The sequence below is a fragment of the Aquimarina litoralis genome (assembly GCF_019295435.1).
GTDB lineage: Bacteria > Bacteroidota > Bacteroidia > Flavobacteriales > Flavobacteriaceae > Aquimarina > Aquimarina litoralis_A.
The window spans coordinates 123,716-142,926 of record NZ_WEKL01000112.1 but is presented as its reverse complement, the minus strand read 5'-3'; the positions used below and the strand labels follow the sequence as shown (position 1 = coordinate 142,926).

At 33.5% G+C, this 19,211-nt stretch carries 20 protein-coding genes; 16 read left to right on the top strand and 4 right to left on the bottom strand.

The window, feature by feature from the left end; translation table 11 throughout:
• A partial coding sequence (locus tag GBO31_RS26285) for a tetratricopeptide repeat protein (protein WP_219011611.1) occupies nt 1–914 on the top strand: 914 nt, incomplete at its 5' end.
• Between the two features lie 283 nt (nt 915–1,197).
• Nucleotides 1,198–1,371, top strand: coding sequence for a hypothetical protein (locus GBO31_RS26280; protein WP_219011610.1), 174 nt, complete (start codon nt 1,198–1,200; stop codon nt 1,369–1,371).
• Between the two features lie 16 nt (nt 1,372–1,387).
• Here GBO31_RS26280 and GBO31_RS26275 read toward each other — a convergent pair whose 3' ends face one another.
• Nucleotides 1,388–1,975, bottom strand: a complete 588-nt coding sequence (locus tag GBO31_RS26275) for a riboflavin synthase (RefSeq protein WP_219011609.1) — start codon at nt 1,973–1,975, stop codon at nt 1,388–1,390.
• A gap of 85 nt (nt 1,976–2,060) precedes the next feature.
• Between GBO31_RS26275 and pdxA the strand changes: the two genes are divergently transcribed.
• The 13 genes from pdxA (at nt 2,061) to GBO31_RS26210 (ending at nt 15,662) form a co-directional block, all read left to right on the top strand.
• Nucleotides 2,061–3,122, top strand: a complete 1,062-nt coding sequence (gene pdxA, locus GBO31_RS26270; protein WP_219011608.1) for a 4-hydroxythreonine-4-phosphate dehydrogenase PdxA — start codon at nt 2,061–2,063, stop codon at nt 3,120–3,122.
• Nucleotides 3,123–3,691: 569 nt separating this feature from the next.
• Complete coding sequence (locus GBO31_RS26265; protein ID WP_219011607.1) at nt 3,692–6,679, top strand: carboxypeptidase-like regulatory domain-containing protein; 2,988 nt, start codon at nt 3,692–3,694, stop codon at nt 6,677–6,679.
• A 267-nt stretch (nt 6,680–6,946) separates the two neighbouring features.
• On the top strand, nt 6,947–7,486 hold the full coding sequence (locus GBO31_RS26260; RefSeq protein WP_219011606.1) for a YceD family protein: 540 nt from the start codon (nt 6,947–6,949) through the stop codon (nt 7,484–7,486).
• 10 nt (nt 7,487–7,496) lie between these two features.
• On the top strand, nt 7,497–7,694 hold the full coding sequence (gene rpmF / locus GBO31_RS26255) for a 50S ribosomal protein L32 (protein ID WP_027394691.1): 198 nt from the start codon (nt 7,497–7,499) through the stop codon (nt 7,692–7,694).
• 273 nt (nt 7,695–7,967) lie between these two features.
• The gene (locus tag GBO31_RS26250) at nt 7,968–8,963 is read left to right on the top strand and encodes a beta-ketoacyl-ACP synthase III (protein ID WP_219011605.1); all 996 of its coding nucleotides are present in this window, start codon (nt 7,968–7,970) and stop codon (nt 8,961–8,963) included.
• A 28-nt stretch (nt 8,964–8,991) separates the two neighbouring features.
• Nucleotides 8,992–9,486, top strand: a complete 495-nt coding sequence (accB, locus tag GBO31_RS26245; protein ID WP_219011604.1) for an acetyl-CoA carboxylase biotin carboxyl carrier protein — start codon at nt 8,992–8,994, stop codon at nt 9,484–9,486.
• 90 nt (nt 9,487–9,576) lie between these two features.
• Complete coding sequence (gene accC, locus GBO31_RS26240) at nt 9,577–10,929, top strand: acetyl-CoA carboxylase biotin carboxylase subunit (protein ID WP_219011603.1); 1,353 nt, start codon at nt 9,577–9,579, stop codon at nt 10,927–10,929.
• Between the two features lie 44 nt (nt 10,930–10,973).
• The gene (locus tag GBO31_RS26235) at nt 10,974–12,086 is read left to right on the top strand and encodes an NAD(P)/FAD-dependent oxidoreductase (RefSeq protein ID WP_219011602.1); all 1,113 of its coding nucleotides are present in this window, start codon (nt 10,974–10,976) and stop codon (nt 12,084–12,086) included.
• Nucleotides 12,087–12,100: 14 nt separating this feature from the next.
• Nucleotides 12,101–12,778 carry a monofunctional biosynthetic peptidoglycan transglycosylase gene (mtgA, locus tag GBO31_RS26230; protein ID WP_219011601.1) on the top strand — a complete coding sequence of 226 codons (678 nt, stop codon included), beginning with the start codon at nt 12,101–12,103 and terminating at the stop codon, nt 12,776–12,778.
• A 190-nt stretch (nt 12,779–12,968) separates the two neighbouring features.
• On the top strand, nt 12,969–13,349 hold the full coding sequence (locus GBO31_RS26225) for a hypothetical protein (RefSeq protein WP_219011600.1): 381 nt from the start codon (nt 12,969–12,971) through the stop codon (nt 13,347–13,349).
• Nucleotides 13,350–13,523: 174 nt separating this feature from the next.
• Nucleotides 13,524–14,069, top strand: coding sequence for a hypothetical protein (locus GBO31_RS26220; protein WP_219011599.1), 546 nt, complete (start codon nt 13,524–13,526; stop codon nt 14,067–14,069).
• 85 nt (nt 14,070–14,154) lie between these two features.
• The gene (locus GBO31_RS26215) at nt 14,155–14,607 is read left to right on the top strand and encodes a 3-oxoacyl-ACP synthase (protein ID WP_219011598.1); all 453 of its coding nucleotides are present in this window, start codon (nt 14,155–14,157) and stop codon (nt 14,605–14,607) included.
• A gap of 122 nt (nt 14,608–14,729) precedes the next feature.
• Nucleotides 14,730–15,662, top strand: a complete 933-nt coding sequence (locus tag GBO31_RS26210; RefSeq protein ID WP_219011597.1) for an alpha/beta fold hydrolase — start codon at nt 14,730–14,732, stop codon at nt 15,660–15,662.
• On the opposite strand, the gene GBO31_RS26205 is transcribed toward GBO31_RS26210, so the two are convergent.
• Both GBO31_RS26205 and recJ read right to left on the bottom strand, forming a co-directional pair.
• Complete coding sequence (locus GBO31_RS26205; protein ID WP_219011596.1) at nt 15,663–16,016, bottom strand: DUF6686 family protein; 354 nt, start codon at nt 16,014–16,016, stop codon at nt 15,663–15,665.
• A gap of 60 nt (nt 16,017–16,076) precedes the next feature.
• Nucleotides 16,077–17,762, bottom strand: coding sequence for a single-stranded-DNA-specific exonuclease RecJ (gene recJ, locus GBO31_RS26200; RefSeq protein ID WP_219011595.1), 1,686 nt, complete (start codon nt 17,760–17,762; stop codon nt 16,077–16,079).
• A gap of 124 nt (nt 17,763–17,886) precedes the next feature.
• Between recJ and GBO31_RS26195 the strand changes: the two genes are divergently transcribed.
• Complete coding sequence (locus GBO31_RS26195) at nt 17,887–18,477, top strand: carboxymuconolactone decarboxylase family protein (protein WP_219011594.1); 591 nt, start codon at nt 17,887–17,889, stop codon at nt 18,475–18,477.
• 75 nt (nt 18,478–18,552) lie between these two features.
• On the opposite strand, the gene GBO31_RS26190 is transcribed toward GBO31_RS26195, so the two are convergent.
• Complete coding sequence (locus GBO31_RS26190) at nt 18,553–19,206, bottom strand: response regulator transcription factor (RefSeq protein ID WP_219011593.1); 654 nt, start codon at nt 19,204–19,206, stop codon at nt 18,553–18,555.
• Nucleotides 19,207–19,211 lie beyond the last annotated feature (5 nt).

Sequence of the window (19,211 nt, the reverse complement as noted above, 5' to 3'; positions counted from 1 at the left end):
ACGAGTATACAACCTCCAGTTTCTTATTAGACGTAAATAGTAATAGACCTGATTATCTAGATCGTTTATGGAATAGCCAAAGTTATGCTGAAGCTAAAAAAATCTATTATAATCTTAGAGATGAGCATGCACTAAGCATTCCATTTTATAGCTATAGTGCTGATTATTTCAGAATGTGGGATGCTAATTTTTCTGATCAGATCCTATCAACTATTGCAGAAATAGGATTTGACAACCCACAAGCACTATTGGTTATGGCATTCAAATTAGAAGATAGAGGAAACTATGATAGAGCTGAATCACTCTATAAGCGTATTTTTGAATTAGCTCCAAACGCAGCACAATCACATTTGGATCTGGCACGAATTTATGTAACGAACAAAAAATACAAAGAAGCTTTTGAAGTCTATAAAAAGATATTGAGAAATGAAGAATCGGAAGCCGATTTTACGGAAATAAAAACGCAGGCAATATCAGAAATTCAACGTTTGTTAAACTTGCATAGATCAGAACTCACTTATAAAGATGTTCCTGATGAACTTTTAAGTGTAAAAGGAGTTCCTGTCCGTTTAGTTTTTGAATGGAATGATCCTCAGTCAGAATTTGAGCTTCAATTCGTAAGTCCGAAGAAGAAATTCTCTAAATGGAAGCATATATTCCGTGAAAATAAAGAAGAATTAACAGCGCGAGTTCATACAGGTGTACTCTCTAAAGAGTTTATCATGGACAACTCAATGCCTGGCGAATGGCTTGTCAATATACAATCGTTTGGAGATACTTCTGATTTAAATCCGGTATTCTTGAAATATACAGTGTACACGAATTATGGTTTAGAAAATGAAACCAAAAAAGTGCAATGTGTTCGTCTATATAATCAAAAAGAGAAAGTGACATTAGATAAAATTGTTTTATAAAATTAAAAATGTACAAATATTCTAGAGCTGTAAAAGATAATAAGAGTGACAATTTTACGTTTTTTGAATAGAGTGTATTTAGAAAATATAGGGTGGCGACTCGTGGTCTTTTTATTGAAAATCAAGTTATTGAAACATTGTTGTTAATAAAACTTGATAAAATAATTTTTAGAATCCAGTCGCCCACTTTACATTTACATTTCTAGATCACTACTTTATGGTATGTTTTTTGGGGAAAGAACATCCATAATGATAAAGGGAATACAAATCAAAACTTGTGATTATGCAGTATAAAGTAATTGATACCAAAAGCCAACATTTTGGAAAAGTATTGGATTTCGAATCGTGCGTAGATGCCAAAGACTTGGGAGGAGTCATTTTAAAAATAGATGAAAATTCGTTCTCCTTATTTCGCTTTAGCGAAGTAGAAAAAATCGATACTATTTTAGCAAGTTAGCAGACCTTATCGAAACTTAAGAAAGTTCGGTAATTCTTTTTACATATTTACCAATCACATCAAATTCTAAATTTACGATTGTACCCACTTTAAAGGTATTGAAATTGGTGTGTTCATATGTAAAAGGTATAATAGCAACACTAAATGCATTTTTTTTAGAGTTTACAACGGTAAGGCTAACACCATTTACAGTAACAGACCCTTTTTCTATAGTAATATTACTAAGAGAAGGGTCATATTCGAAGGTAAAATACCAGCTTCCATCTGCTTCCTTAATTTCTGTACAGGTAGCAATTTGATCTACATGACCTTGAACAATATGCCCATCTAAACGAGCTCCAAGTTTCATACCACGTTCTAAATTCACAATACTTCCTACAGCTAAGTCTTTTAAATTGGTTTTATCCAAGGTTTCCTTAATAGCAGTTACCGTATATAAATCATCTTTTATAGATACCACCGTAAGACATACTCCATTATGAGCAACACTTTGATCAATTTTTAACTCAGAAGTAAAGCTCGAGCGAATGGTAATATCTAAATTTTCTTGATCTGTTGTAAGATTTGTAACAATTCCTAATTCTTCGATGATTCCGGTAAACATAAATGCGAATTATTTAATTAAATTTGTGTCCTCAAATTTGAAGTCATTTATTCACTTCAAAAATACTTATAAAGTAGTTTATATAATGAAGAAAGAACAAAAAATAAGATTAGGAATTTCTATAGGTGATCTAAATGGTATTGGAAGTGAAGTAATTCTAAAAACTTTTGAAGACAGTAGAATGTTAGACTTCTGTACTCCTGTAATTTTTGCGTCTGTAAAAATTCTTTCTTTTCTTAAAAAACAATATAAAATAAACACAAACCTACATGGTATTGATAAAACTTCTCAAATCCTAGATGGGAAGATCAACGTCCTTAATGTATGGAAAGAAGGAGTGGATATCAATTTCGGGAAAGAAGATGAAAAAGTTGGAGCTTATGCCATAAAATCATTGAAAGCCGCTACTCAAGCACTAAAAAATGATGAAATCGATGTACTGGTAACTGCTCCAATCAATAAGCACAGCATACAATCAGAAGATTTTAACTTTCCAGGACATACCGATTACTTGAATCAAGAACTAGAAGGCAATAGTCTTATGTTTATGATTACTGATACCTTAAAAGTAGGACTACTTACAGATCATGTAGCGGTAAAAGATATTGCGGATACCATTACTCCCGAACTTATTGAGCAAAAAGTAGACACTATTTATAACGCTTTGCGACAAGATTTTGGAATTAGCAAGCCCAAAATTGCTGTATTAGGAATCAATCCGCATAGTGGTGATAATGGTGTTATCGGTAAAGAAGATGATGAAATACTGAAGCCTACTATTCAAAAAATCAATGAAACAGGCAAATTGGTATACGGTCCTTATGCTGCTGATAGTTTTTTCGGGTCTAATAACTACAAAACTTTTGATGCTATTGTAGCATCCTATCATGACCAAGGACTTATCCCATTTAAGACATTATCCTTTGGAAAAGGAGTGAATTATACAGCTGGATTAGACAAAGTAAGAACTTCTCCAGATCATGGAACTGCATTTGAAATTGCTGGAAAAAATAAAGCAGATAATGGATCATTTAAAGAAGCTGTATTTTCAGCGTTAAAAATTTATAAGAACAGAAAGGAGTATAAAGAGCTCACCAAAAACCCTTTAAAGAAACAACCTCGCAAGCCTCAGTTTAAAGGAAATTAAGCTTATCAATAGGAGTATTTGAGATAACATTAAAAAAATATCATGAATACATTACAAAGACTATAAGACTATATTTATACATCCTTATTGCACCTTTTAATTACTATGCTATAGTATATTATTTGGTAAATCCATTCCATAAATAGTACCTCACAAGCAAAAAGTAGTATTTATTGGTAAAACCTTATCGTTTTTTACCTAAATCTAACCTTAAAAAATTAATTTGAGCATAAGTGATAAGCTCTGGTATTAGGCAATCAAAAAACAGCGAGGAGAAAAAGAATACGTGAAAGTTATTCTATAATTGTAATTACCTCTAAACACTTTTTAATGAACTACCTATATAAGTTTTAAAAAAATATATTGGGTAACAAATTGCTATTTACTGGAACTTATTTGTAAACAATTCGAATCATCGAAAAAGAATACTTTGATAAAGGTTTAAGAATGATATTTTATATGATAATTTTAAGAAATTTTTGATGCTTATTTTGTAGTTTAGGACAACAAGATTCCTAACCGATACATTCATAAACCTACACACTAACTGTAATTAATGCTTTGTAATTATGAAATTAAAACTTGTACTCTCACTGATATCCATGTTTTTTATTAATGGATTTTTATTCTCTCAATATGAAATCACAATAGATGCGTATGTGCTGGACAGCAATACCAAGCAACCTATTCCTTATGTGAATGTTGGTTTTGTGAATGAAGGAATTGGAACCGTAAGTGACCAGAACGGACGTATTTTTCTACAATATGATGAAGAAAAAATAGGAGCTAAAAGTATCTTACAACTCTCGAGTTTAGGATATAAGACTATTCAATTATCATCACAGGAACTCTTTAAGGTTTTTGAGAAGAACAATACAATTTCGATGGAACCTTCTGTATATGCTTTAGAAGCAGCAACTGTTACTGCAGAAAAAAGAAATAAGAAAATTATTGGGAATACTTACAAACCTAACGGTCCGATGGGATATTGGAAAGACGCTAAGGCTTTGGGTGCTGAGATTGGTACAAGAATTAGAATTAGCCATAAAAACACAAAACTTCATCAACTAAAGTTTCATGTGTTAGAAAATAGCAGCGATAGCTTATTAGTGCGCCTAAATGTTTATGGATCTAAGAGAAAAATTCCTCGAAAAAATATACTTACTAGCAATATTTATCATACCATTAGTAGAAAACAAGGAATAGAAACTATTGATCTTTCAGACTATAATATCCTTGTGGATGATGATATTATGGTAAGTCTGGAACTTGTAAAAGTTTTCGGTAAGGAAATAGAATTTTCTATTGCAGCGTCTGAAGAAGGTCGATCTTATCTACGATATGTAAGCCAAGACGAATGGGATATAAATAGAGATACTGGAATCGCTTTCAATATGGATATCTCATATCCTGTTGAAAAAACTAAGCTAAGAAAACGAGAAATGCCAAGTAATATCGTATTGTATTGGGACACCTCTTTCTCAGCAGAGAAAAATGATCCAACAGCAACCATACAGTTATTGCAAGACTATATAAAGAAAATTAAAAATGCTACTATTACATTAGTGCCATTTTCGGATGATATTCATGATCCACAAAAATTTACGATACAAAAAGGTAAAACAAATGGTCTTTTTACCTCACTAGAAGGGATGATATATAACGGTGCTTCTAACTTTGAATCACTTTTTAAGGAAGAAACAACACCTGATCAGTATATTGTTGTAAGTGATGGGCATGCCACTTTTGGAAAACCAAACCCTATCTATGATGTACCCGTTTTCTATATCAATCATACTCCAAATGCAAACGACAACCTCTTACAAGAAGCTGCTATACAAAGTGAAGGGTATTACATCAATCTAACCAAAGTTTCTTCGGATCAGGCAATAGCTTGTCTTCTAAATCAAATAGAAGATAATTCCATATATCAAATGGATCTTACTCCAGAATATGTAAAAGGCTTGGTTACTTCAGAAGGAAAACCTGTGCAAGGTTGTAAAGTCACCGTAAAAGGAACACTAAATCAGACATTCACTGATGCAAACGGATCCTTTTCTATCAATGCATATAATGATGACGTGTTGGCATTTGATTTTTTCGAAATGATCCCTCAGGAAATAACATTAGACAACACAAAAGATATTCGCATCGATCTTGAATCTAACCTTACCATATTGGATGAGGTTGTTGTGGATACAGAAGTAGAAAATTATTCAGAAAGGGAAGTAGTAGATCCATATGGAAATAAGACAAACAAAAAAAGACTTGGATATGCGCAATATACACTAGAAGAAGACGAAATTTTCACTAATGCTATCTTCTTATCTGATATAATCAGAGGTAGGTTTCCTGGAGTACAAGTAACAGGTGAAGGAGACAAAGCTAGATATCGCATGCGAACTTCTACTTCTATCCAATTTGAAACATTTCCCTTATTTATTGTAGATGGTTTACCATATACAGATCCTCCTACTTTTTTATTCCCATCTCAGATAAAATCAATATCTACAATGAGCGGAATACAAGCTGCTCCCAGATATGGTCTACTTGCAAGCGGTGGTGCTATCATTATTACCACAAAATTAAAAGCACCTGATGCCAGAGAGGAAAAACCTGTTGATAATTTATTAGTAAAAGGGAATGAATATACAACCACTAGTTTCCTGCTAGATGTAAATCATAACAGACCTGCTTATCTAGATGAGTTGTGGAATAGCCAGAATTATACCGAAGCCAAAAAAGTATATTATAATCTTAGAAAAGAGCGTGCGCTAAGTATTCCATTTTATAGTTATAGTGCTGCTTATTTCACAAAATGGGATCCTTCATTTTCTGATCAGATCTTATCCTCAATTGCTGAAATAGGGTTTGACAATCCACAGGCGTTATTGGTTTTAGCATTCAAATTAGAAGCCAAAGAAAATTACGATCAGGCTGAATTATTATATAAACGTATCCTTGAGTTAGCTCCAAACGCAGCACAATCACATTTGGATCTAGCACGAATTTATGTAACCAACAAAAAATACAAAGAGGCTTTTGAAATTTATAAAAAGATCTTAAAAAACGAAGAATCAGAAGCTGACTTTACAGAAATCAGAACCCAGGCAATATCTGAAATTCGACGTTTATTAAGCCTACATAGATCAGAACTTAGCTATAATGATGTTCCTACAGAACTTTTAAGTGTAAAAGGAGTTCCTGTTCGCTTAGTTTTTGAATGGAATGATCCTCAGTCAGAATTTGAGCTTCAGTTTGTAAGTCCGAAGAAGAAATTCTCTAAATGGAAACATATATTCCGTGAAAACAAAGAAGAATTAACAGCGCGAGTTCATACAGGTGTACTTTCCAAAGAATTTATCATGGACAATTCAATGCCTGGCGAGTGGCTTATCAATATACAATCCTTTGGAGATACTTCTGATTTAAATCCAGTATTCTTGAAATATACAGTATACACTAATTATGGCTTAGAAAATGAAACCAAAAAAGTACAATGCGTTCGTTTATACAATCAAAAAGACAGAGTAACATTAGATAAAATCGTTTTATAAGAGTTAAAATCACCTATAGCTTAGGCATTTAAAAAAACAGCCATAAAAATCTCAATGTAAAGGAAATTAAAACATGCTTTCTATAGCGCTCTTTCATACAGTAAATTATAAAAAAGGGAGTCTTAAGAACATAAATACGCAAAACGCAATGAACTAAATTCTAACTTTCTGATATAATTTTATTTACAAAAATGTAATCATAACGATTTTTTGTTATCTTTGCACCCGCCTTTACCGAATTGGTAGAGACTCGAAACTAATGATGAAATGAAACCACTGAAAGAGTATACTATTCCTTTTGTTGGATTGAAGCTAGGATTACATAGGTTTGAGTATGAAATTGGCGATACGTTCTTCGAACATTTTGAGTATGATGAATTTAATACATCTGCAATAAAAGTTGACTTGGAGTTTGACAAGAAAACAACCATGTTAGAACTTCGATTTACGGCCAATGGAACTGTAAATGTCAATTGTGATGTTACCAATGAACCTTTTGATTTACCTATTGAAAATGAATTCTTTTTAGTAGTTAAATTTGGAGAAGAGTACAACAATGAGAACGAAGAGATTCTTATTATCCCACATGGAGAATATGAAATCAACGTTCAACAATATATATATGAACTTATTGTATTGGGAGTACCTTCTAAAAGAGTTCATCCTGGTGTTGAAGATGGAACATTAGAGTCAGACATACTTGATAAATTGGAAGAATTAAGTCCAAAAGAAAAAACATTAGAGAATGATAATGAGGAAATTGATCCTCGTTGGGATAAATTAAAAAACTTATTAAACGATAAATAATAGCTAAGCAATGGCACATCCTAAGAGAAAAATCTCCAAAACTAGAAGAGATAAGAGAAGAACACATTATAAAGCTACTGTACCACAAATAGCTACAGATCCTACAACAGGAGAAGCACATTTATATCACAGAGCACATTGGTTCGAAGGTAAATTATATTACCGTGGTCAAGTAATTATTGACAATACTGAAGAAGAAGTAGCATAAGCATACTGTTAAAATTATAGAAGAACTCTCACAAAAGTGAGAGTTTTTTTGTTTTTAGTTGAAAATGTGTCAAAATCCCGTTATTTTGCGCCATATTTGCAAGTAATTTAGTATTTTCAACCACTTTTTTACACGTGTTGTGTGAGAAGTAAGAAAATGATCTAATCAATTTATTGATGCTAATTCGTTTAAAGCCTATGTGCATAAAGGGTTTTAGCAAATTCTATCTGAAACTTTATCATGGGTAAAGTAGCAGATGACTAAAATAAAGATATGAGTAAAACCACAGCCGCTATCACAGCTGTAGGCGCTTATGTGCCGGATCATGTGCTAACTAATGAGATGTTAGCAACTATGGTCGAAACAAACGATGAATGGATCACCACTCGTACTGGTATTAAAGAACGCAGAATACTTAAGGAAGAAGGTAAAGGAAGTTCTTTCTTAGGTATCAAAGCAGCAGAAGATTTAATTGCTAAAAAGAATCTCGATCCCAAAGAGATTGATATGGTAATTTTTGCTACTGCTACTCCCGATCTTCCCGTAGCTGCAACAGCAGCATACGTTGCTACAGAAATAGGAGCAATCAATGCTTTTTCTTACGATTTACAAGCTGCATGTTCTAGCTTTTTATATGGAATGTCTACCGCTGCAAGTTATATCGAATCCGGAAGGTATAAGAAAGTGTTACTAATCGGAGCAGACAAAATGTCCTCTATTATAGATTATACAGATCGTACTACATGTATCATTTTTGGAGATGGTGGTGGTGCAGCACTTTTTGAACCTAATGAAGAAGGATTAGGGTTACAAGATGAATATCTTAGAACAGATGGTGTAGGGCGACAATTTCTAAAAATTGAAGCAGGTGGTTCTATTTTGCCCCCAACAGAAGAAACTGTTGCAAAAAGACAACATTTTGTACAACAAGATGGAAAATCTGTATTCAAATATGCAGTTTCTAATATGGCAGATGCAAGCTCTAAAATAATGGAGCGTAATAATATTACAGGAGAAGATGTTGATTGGTTGGTAGCGCACCAAGCCAATAAACGTATTATTGATGCTACTGCTAATAGAATGAATTTGGATGAGAGTAAAGTTCTGATGAACATACAGAGATATGGTAATACTACCTCAGCAACCTTACCTTTATTATTAAGTGATTACGAAAAACAACTCAAAAAAGGAGATAATATAGTATTCGCCTCTTTCGGTGGAGGCTTTACTTGGGGTTCTATTTTCTTAAAATGGGCCTATAATTCCTAAACAACTAAAACACACAATACCCAACATTATGGATTTAAAAGAAATTCAGAATTTGATTAAATTCGTGGCCAAATCTGGGGCTAGCGAAGTGAAATTAGAAATGGAAGATGTAAAGATTACGATCAAAACAACTTCAGACGACAGTAAAGAAACAACTATTGTACAACAAATACCTATGGGTAATGCAGTGCCTGCTCCCCAACCAGTGGCACAAGTACAAGCTACTGCTCCAGCGGTTACAGAAACTCCTGCTGCTAGTAGTAAAGAAGACGATGATTCGAAATACATTACTATAAAATCTCCTATTATAGGAACACTTTATAGAAAACCTTCACCAGATAAACCAACTTTTGTAGAAGTAGGTGATACTATCAAAGAAGGAGATGTACTTTGTATTATTGAAGCGATGAAGCTTTTCAACGAAATCGAAAGCGAAGTTTCAGGTAAAATCGTTAAAATTTTAGCTGATGACAATTCTCCTATAGAATTTGATCAACCGTTATTCTTAATAGACCCATCATAACCCAATTTTAAAATTCCAATGGACAAATCCCAAAATCCAATATGTTGGAATTTGGAACTAGGAATTTGAGGTTTTTAAATTTAGAACGTTATGTTTAAAAAAATTCTAATTGCCAATAGAGGTGAGATTGCAATGCGTGTAATCAGAACCTGTAAAGAAATGGGTATTAAGACTGTAGCGGTCTATTCTACTGCTGATGCAGATAGTTTACACGTTCGTTTTGCTGATGAAGCTGTGTGTATAGGACCTGCTCCAAGTACAGAATCATATCTAAAAATGTCTAATATTATAGCTGCTGCAGAAATAACAAATGCAGATGCTATACATCCAGGATATGGATTTTTATCGGAAAATGCGAAATTTTCCAAAATCTGTGAGGAGCACGATATCAAATTTATCGGAGCTAGTGCAGAAATGATTCAGAAAATGGGAGATAAAGCTACTGCAAAATCAACCATGATAGAAGCTGGAGTACCTTGTGTTCCTGGAAGTGAAGGAGTAATTCCTGATTTTGATACTTGTTTAAAAGTAGCCAAAGAAACTGGATATCCTGTAATGCTAAAAGCTAGTGCTGGTGGTGGTGGTAAAGGAATGCGTGCTGTATGGACAGAAGAAGACTTACTACCTGCTTGGGAATCTGCAAGACAAGAAAGTAAAGCTGCCTTTGGTAATGATGATATGTACATGGAAAAACTTATCGAAGAACCAAGACATATAGAAATCCAAGTAGTTGGTGATAGTAACGGTAGAGCTTGTCATTTATCAGAAAGAGATTGCTCTGTACAACGAAGACATCAAAAATTAACCGAAGAAACACCTTCTCCATTCATGACTGATGAATTGAGAGATAAAATGGGTGAAGCGGCTATTAAAGCAGCAGAATATATTAAATATGAAGGTGCTGGAACGGTAGAGTTTCTAGTAGATAAACATCGTAATTTCTACTTTATGGAAATGAATACTCGTATCCAGGTAGAACACCCTATTACTGAGCAAGTAGTAGACTACGATCTTATTAGAGAACAAATATTAGTAGCAGCTGGAGTGCCAATTTCTGGTAAAAATTATTACCCACAATTACACTCTATAGAATGTAGAATTAATGCAGAAGATCCATATAAAGACTTCCGCCCTTCACCTGGAAGAATAACGAATTTACATCTTCCTGGTGGTCATGGAGTTCGTATTGATACCCACGTATATAGTGGTTATATCATTCCACCGAATTATGATTCCATGATTGCTAAATTAATCACCACTGCTCAAACTCGTGAAGAAGCTATTAACAAAATGAAAAGAGCTCTTGATGAATTTGTAGTAGAAGGAATAAAAACTACTGTCCCATTCCATAGACAGTTGATGGATCATCCAGATTATGTAGCTGGAAATTATACCACCAAGTTTATGGAGGATTTTGAGATGGAAGAACCAAAAGATAACTAACTAACTTAGGGCCTCAGAAATGAGGCTTTTTTTATGCAATAAAAATGAATTTTAGCTATTGGGAATATAAATCATGGCTATCCAATATAGATTTCACTATTATTGGTAGTGGAATTGTTGGACTTAATTGTGCTCTTACACTTCGCAAAAAATTTCCTCAAGCCAAAATTCTTATACTTGAAAAAGGGATATTACCAAATGGAGCAAGTACTAAAAATGCTGGGTTTGCTTGCTTTGGGAGTTTATCAGAAATTCTAGATGATCTCGATTCACATTCCGAAGAAGAAGTACTACAACTGATACAGAAAAGGCATAACGGACTCCAATTACTGCGAGAAAACCTTGGAGATACAGTTATTGACTATCAACCCAATGGAGGATATGAACTTTTTACAAATGAAGATCGACTATTATTTGATGCCTGTTTTTCAAAAATGGATGATATCAACCATCTTTTAAAACCTATTTTTAAGGATAATGTTTTTACAACAACAGCTAACACTTTTAACTTTCAAAACATACAACCTAACTACATCATAAATCAATTTGAAGGACAAATTGATACTGGCAATATGATGCGAGCATTAGTACATAAAGCCCTAAAAGCTGAGATATTGATTTTAAATAGTTGTACGGTTAAAGCAATTGAAGATCTTAACAGTAGTGTTGAAATAAAGACGGAACATTTTACGTTTATTACTAACAAAGTATTGATAGCCACAAATGGTTTTGCATCCCAATTAGGAATTGAAGAAGTACAACCAGCACGTGCGCAAGTTCTCATTACCAAACCAATCAAAAATTTACATATTAAAGGAACCTTCCATCTGGATAAGGGATATTATTATTTTAGAAATATTGATGATAGAATCTTATTTGGAGGAGGACGAAATTTAGATTTCAAAACTGAGGAAACCACCGTATTTGGACAAACGGAATTGGTACAACAAACATTGGAAAAAATTTTAAGAGAAACTATTTTACCTAATACCAATTTTGAAATTGAACATCGATGGAGTGGGATTATGGGTGTTGGAAACCAAAAGAAATCCATTGTAAAACAAATTTCTAATAATACTTTTTGTGGGGTACGACTTGGAGGAATGGGCGTAGCAATTGGTAGTTTAGTAGGAAAAGAATTGGCAGATCTTTTATAAGAATACATACCGTTATGGTAAAAAGAATGTTTCGTTTTCTATACAAAAGTATAGTTGCTTTTATCATCATTAGCATATTATGGGTACTTGCATACAAATGGATAGATGTTCCTGGAACACCTTTAATGGTGATTAGAAAGTTTCAATCTGCCGAAAGAATTCCAGTTAGACATCAATGGGTTCCTATTTCTAAAATTTCTAAAAATCTTCAGCTAGCAGTGATTTGTAGTGAAGATCAGCGATTTTTAGAACATCACGGATTTGACAAAGAAGCTATTCAAAAAGCAATTGCAGATCATAAAACAGGGAAAAAACTTAGAGGAGCTAGTACCATCTCCCAACAAACGGCAAAAAATGTATTCTTATGGCCGCAACGCAGTTGGATTCGAAAAGGATTAGAAAGTTACTTTACCTTTTTAATAGAAACCTTCTGGAGTAAAGAACGTATACTAGAAATATATTTGAACAGTATCGAAATGGGGGATCATATCTATGGTGCTGAAGCTGCAGCAGAATTTTGGTTTAATACATCTTCTCAGAATCTAAATACTGATGAGGCCGCTGCTATAGCAGCTATTCTTCCAAATCCAAGAAAATATCTGGCGTACCCTCCATCTTCATATATCCAACATAGAAAAAAATGGATTCTTCTGCAGATGCATAATTTCGGAACCTTTTCTATTTCCGAATAACAAATTTTTAAAAAAAATATCGATCAGGGTAGGGTAAAACCCAAGTCTTCTGTTTTAGGGTTGTACAACATTAAAATCGAAGAGATAGTAAGGAGCGCGCTGACTATCCAATGATGAAAATGTAAGCATCAAATTCTGAAAAACAGAAAAAACAAAACCACATAAATCAATACTTAAAACAAATTAAAAAATGAAAAAAATCGCCTTAATCTTATTCTCTTTAGCAGTACTAACTTCTTGTAGTAGCGACGATGATAATACTCCTGAGGTAACACAAGTTACAGTAACATTAAAAGCTACTGTAAGCGGTGCTCTGAATAATTCTCCAGTAATCCAATATAGAGATGCTTCTGGAACATTAAAATCTGAAGCACTAACGGTTGGTACTTGGGAGAAATCACTTAATGTGACCAGTGGTTATAGTTTATTTCTAAAAACAACAGGAACTATCAATGGAAGTGTTGAGATTACGGCATCTGCCACTGGAGAAGGAATCTCTTTCGATGACAGGAAAGCCTCAAACACTAATATTGATGTTGATTTTGACCTAGAGATTTCAAAAACCTTGTAAGTTCAAGACCACATGAATATAACCTAAATTCATATTTGTGTGAAGGAATGAAAAGTTAGGAATCCATTAGAAGCCGCCTATTGGTGAGACAGGAAAAAGTCGAAAAGCATACTATTATTTTGCTCTACAACGAAACATATATTAAAAGATAAAACCCGTTAAAGCCCTAGTAATATGAAAAGCAACGTACAGACGCATGTTCTTGAAAAAAACAACCTTATCATTCCTTTTTATGTAAATAATCATTATCAAAGTCGATTACCTGAATATTCAAAAGCAGTCGACTTAAACCCTAATAATCTTCCTGGAATTCCTTTGGTAATTTCAGGAAGCATATATTCTAAAAACAAGGAAGTAGTGCCTAACGCAAAAATTGAAATTTGGCACAGTACTGATGCCAGTGTTTATCAAAACGAAGGTAATTTTTATTTCCCATCCCAAAAATCGTTATCCGGTTCTCTACGAACTAATAAAAATGGTGTCTATTCAGTAAAAACGATACGTCCAGGAGTTCATGGATATAGAGCAAGACACCTTCATTATAAAATTTCCGCAAAAGGATATCGCACTCTAGAAACTCAAATTTATTTTAAAGATGACCCAAGAATTCTGATTGACGAAACAGCTATGGTAGCAGAACATTGTAGAATCATCAATTTTTCATACAATCAATTAGGAGTTTTACAGGGAACTGTAGATATCTTTTTACCAAAAGTCTAAGCTTACCATAATTTCAAGAGTATTTTTATGCTTTATTTGCGCAATACTGATGGTTATTCTATCTTGATTTTCTAAAATTTATTTTTTGAAAAAGACAAAAGAGCTATTATATCATCGTTGTCAACAATTTGTAGAAGACCGTCTTGATCGTATTCAAAATAGAATGAGCAGTATTCAGGAATCATTGACTTCTGAAACAAAAAGTACTGCTGGGGATAAGCATGAAACCGGAAGAGCAATGCTACAGCTAGAAAGAGAAAAAACTGGTGTTCAGCTATCTGAAGCAAAAAAATTAAGTGAAATTTTATCCAAAGTTGATATTCATTCCAAATCTAGCGTTGCCCGTCTGGGAAGTATTGTAAAAACAACTACTGGAAATTATTTTTTAAGCATTTCTGTTGGAGAAGTTATTGCCGATGATGAAATTTATTTTGCAATTGGTATACACACTCCAATAGGCAAATTATTACTTGGAAAGACAAATGGAGAACATTTTCATTTTAATGGAAAGGAAATAGTAATAGAACATATTTATTAATTCATCTTTAAAACCTTTGAAGATTAGGATAAAATAAAGAAAAGCTGTCATAAATTTGTTAAATGTGATGGTATAAAAAAATCATTTTGAGTAAATTGCTGCATCACAAATTATCAGTCTAGATGAAGAAACTTTTACTATTACTTCTTATCATTACTATTGCTATTGGATGTAAACCCTATCAAAATACTAAAATCAGAAAAGGTCAAATGACTTATTCAGAATTTAGAGCGGAACAGCGTTCATTTCCCACTAAAAATGGTATTATTAAGTATATAGATAAAGGTAGTGGTCCTGTAATTGTATTGCTTCATGGAGTGCCAACTTCTGGATGGTTATATCGCAAAATGATAGATCCTCTTGTCGCTGGTGGTTATCGTGTTATAGTTCCGGATATGCTGGGATATGGATCAAGTGATTCTCCAGAAGGATATAAGATTTATAGTGAAAAAGAGCATGCAAAAAGATTATTAGATCTTATGGATGGCTTGGGTATTGAATATTGGTCTCATGTCATGCACGATGTTGGTGGCGTATGGACTTGGGAATTATTCAACCAAGCTCCCAAAAGAATTGAAGAACTCATTGTCCTGAACACCTTATTATATGAAGAAGGATTCTATCCTCCGATACGATTCAGTCCTGGTCCTGCAGCTAAAGCGGCTATGTGGTCGTATCGAAATGGAGTAACAACCAATACCTTGCTGAAATCTCTTTTTAAAGAAGGTCTTAAAGAAAATACTTTAAACGAATTGGATGTAGAAGGGTATAAAACTCCATTATTAGAAGGTAAAACAAATGGAATGTACTATTTCTTTACTCGAACCTGTAATTATTTCCCAGATTATTCACTAGTTTTTGAAAGCATCGATATTCCTGTAGCAGTCATTTGGGGAATTCATGATACCATGTTACAATGGACTCCACAACAGACTAAGGTAACTAATGCCCTTAAAGTAGATGAAGCCGATATCCATTTTATTGATGAAAAACACTTTATCCAAGAAACAAAAGCGGAAGAAGTAGCATATAAGATTCTAGATTTTCTGAGATAACTAATTCAATCCAGTAGTACTAACCCAGCATTGTAGTTCTATCCTAAAGATAGTTCCATTTATAAGTTCTTTTATTTGTTCTAACTCTTCTTTATTGATGGCCAAATCAATTTTATCAGAAGGTGTTCTTAGAAGTAAAGATCTACAATCATTATGTTCACTACATTGTTTACAACACTGAGATTGTTCTGTAACGCTACAAGCATTAGAAAAATCCTTTAATTCATTAAGTGTAAGTAAAAAACCAATATCGCGGAATACCAATTGAATTTTTGGTGAATTACTGRGTTGTTGTTGCTTCCAAAAAAAAGATATTCCAATTTTATTACCGTAAATTCTATCTATAGCGCTCATTTTGAATCGTATTTGATTCAAAAATATTAATTATTTATAATTAATCTAAATAAAAATAGATTAAATTATGTCTTTTAGCTTTAATTGCAGTGTAACAGATCCGTTCCATTCATTTTCATCGATTGTATACGCAACTTTAGCTTGGACATTTTCTTTGATTACATCCAGTTTAGGCCCCAAATTAAAACCTATAGCATCTATCGCTAATCCATTTTTTTGCACTTTACATTTTAGATGTTTCTCATCTGTCCCTACACATCTTGCATATCCAGTATCTTTGACATATTCTGTCATAAAAACAGGCGTCATATTTCCGGGACCAAAAGGCGCGAATTGTTTTAAGATTCTAAAGAATTTTGGAGTGATTTCATCAAACTCTATAGCAGCATCAATAATAACTTCTGGAGTTAATAGTTTTTTATCAATAGAGGTTGCTACTACTTCTTCAAATTTTTGTTTGAATAACTCATATTGTTCTTCTTTCAATGTTAATCCAGCTGCATATTTATGACCTCCAAATTGCTCAATATATTCAGAACAACTATCCAAAGCATTATATACATCAAATCCCTTTACGGATCTTGCAGACGCTGCCAGTTTTTCACCACTCTTTGTAAAAACCAATGTTGGACGATAATAGGTTTCTGTGAGTCTAGAAGCTACAATTCCGATAACTCCTTTATGCCAACTCTCATCATAAACTACAGTTGTAAATCGATCCTCTTCCTCATTATCGATAATCTGCTCCAATGCTTGTTTTGTTATACTTCTATCAGCATCTTTTCGTTCACTATTGTAACTTTCTATTTCTGCAGCATATTGTAAAGCAAGTTCTAGGTTTTCTTCTTTTAATAACGTTACTGCATGTAATCCGTGCTTCATTCTTCCTGCTGCATTAATTCTTGGAGCCAAAATAAACACAACATCTGTGATAGTAAATGTATCTTTTTTTACCTGAGCTAACATTGCTTTGAAACCCACTCTTGGATGTTGATTAATCACCTTTAATCCGTAATACGCTAATACTCTATTTTCACCAGTAATTGGCACTATATCAGCTCCAATCGCAGTAGCAACTAAATCTAAATAGGATTGTAAATCATACGCAGACTGCCCATTTCTACTGGCTATGCCTTCAATCAACTTAAACCCTACTCCACAACCGCATAATTCTTTATATGGATATGGGCAATCTTCTCTTTTTGGATCCAGCACAGCAACAGCATCCGGAATTGAATCACCAGGTCTGTGGTGATCACAAATAATAAAATCGACTCCTTTGGACTTTGCATATGCAACTTTTTCAATTGCCTTGATACCACAATCCAATGCTACAATCAACGAAATATCATTATCCGCAGCATAATCAATTCCTTGGAAAGAAACTCCATATCCTTCAGCATATCGATCCGGAATATAGGTAGCTACTTGCGATGTAATAGTTTCTAAATATGAAGACATTAATGCTACCGAAGTTGTTCCATCTACATCATAATCTCCGTATACTAAGATATTTTCCTGATCAACAATTGCTTTTTCTATTCTGGCAACGGCTTTATCCATATCCTTCATTAAAAAAGGATCGTGTAAATCTTCCAAAGAGGGTCTAAAAAATCGCTTGGCATCCTCAAAAGTTTCAATACCTCTTTGAACTAATAAGGAAGCAATAATTTCATCTACATTTAATGTTTTTGCTAGGTTGGTAGTAATCGTATGTATAGGTTTTGGTCTTAGCGTCCATCTCATTGGCAATATCCTCCGGAAATTAGTTAAAAATACAAAGTACGAAAAACATCTTTACGCATTCTTGTTTAACTTGAGTTTTGTATTTTGCTTTGCTAAAATTATAATTAACTCAAAATATATATCCATGCCATTAGTAACACCTTTATCTGCTGATCATGATTTAGAAACCAAAGAATTAGCTGAATTCTTTAATGAAACCTTAGGATTTTGTCCTAATTCTGTATTAACGATGCAAAGAAGACCAGCCATTTCCAAAGCGTTTATAAACCTTAATAAAGCCGTAATGGCAAACGAAGGTCGAGTTACCTCTGCTTTGAAACGTATGATTGCTTGGGTGAGCAGTAATGCTACAGGTTGTAGATATTGTCAGGCACATGCTATTAGAGCTGCTGAGCGTTATGGCGCAGAACAAGAGCAACTAGATAATATTTGGGAATACAAAACACATCCAGCTTTTAGTGATGCAGAACGTGCAGCCCTTGATTTTTCACTGGCAGCTTCGTTGGTGCCAAATAATGTTGATGAAAGTATTAAAGAAGAATTATATAAATATTGGGACGAAGGAGAAATCGTGGAAATGCTTGGAGTAATTTCATTATTTGGATACTTAAATCGCTGGAATGATTCTATGGGTACTACTGTAGAAGAAGGTGCTATAGAATCTGGAGAAAAATATCTAGGAAAACACGGTTGGGAAAAAGGAAAACACCTGTAGACTTTTATCCAATCCATAATATATGAAGACCTGTTAGCTTTTAAAAAAGTTGACAGGTCTTTTGTTTTTAATATTCTATACGGAAATGATCTTCTCTTTTACTGCTTTAATGATCAATCCTGCAGTATTTTTTACTTCTAGTTTAGTCATTAGGTTTTTTCGATGTCCTTCAATCGTACGAACGCTTAAAAATAATTCTTCCGCAATTTCTGCAGTTGTAAATTCTTTCGTTACTAGTTCTAAAACTTCCAATTCTCTAGAGGTTAGGTGATAATCTTTCCCTATAATTGGTGGTTTTATCGATTTGTTCTTCAATCCTTTTAATAATGCCTGAGAAACAAAAGGATTAAAATAAAATCCTTTATCACAAACCGATCGAATCGCATCCTCTAACTCTTGTCGATTCGTATCTTTTAATAAATACCCATTCGCTCCGACTTCCATAAGATACGATATCATTCGTTCTTCTTTATGCATCGTAAGTATGATTACTTTTATAGTTGGATACAATTCTTTTACTTTCAAAGTAGCATCTACACCATTCATCTCTTCCATTTCTAGATCCAATAAAATAACATCTGGAACAGTATTATTTAATTTAGTTAACAAATCTTTTCCGCTAACGGCTTCTAAAACAAGATCTATATGATCCATTTTGTCTATCAATGATTTGATGCCTTCTCGGAATAAATTATGGTCATCTACTAACCCAAGTTTAATGGTTTCCATGAGTT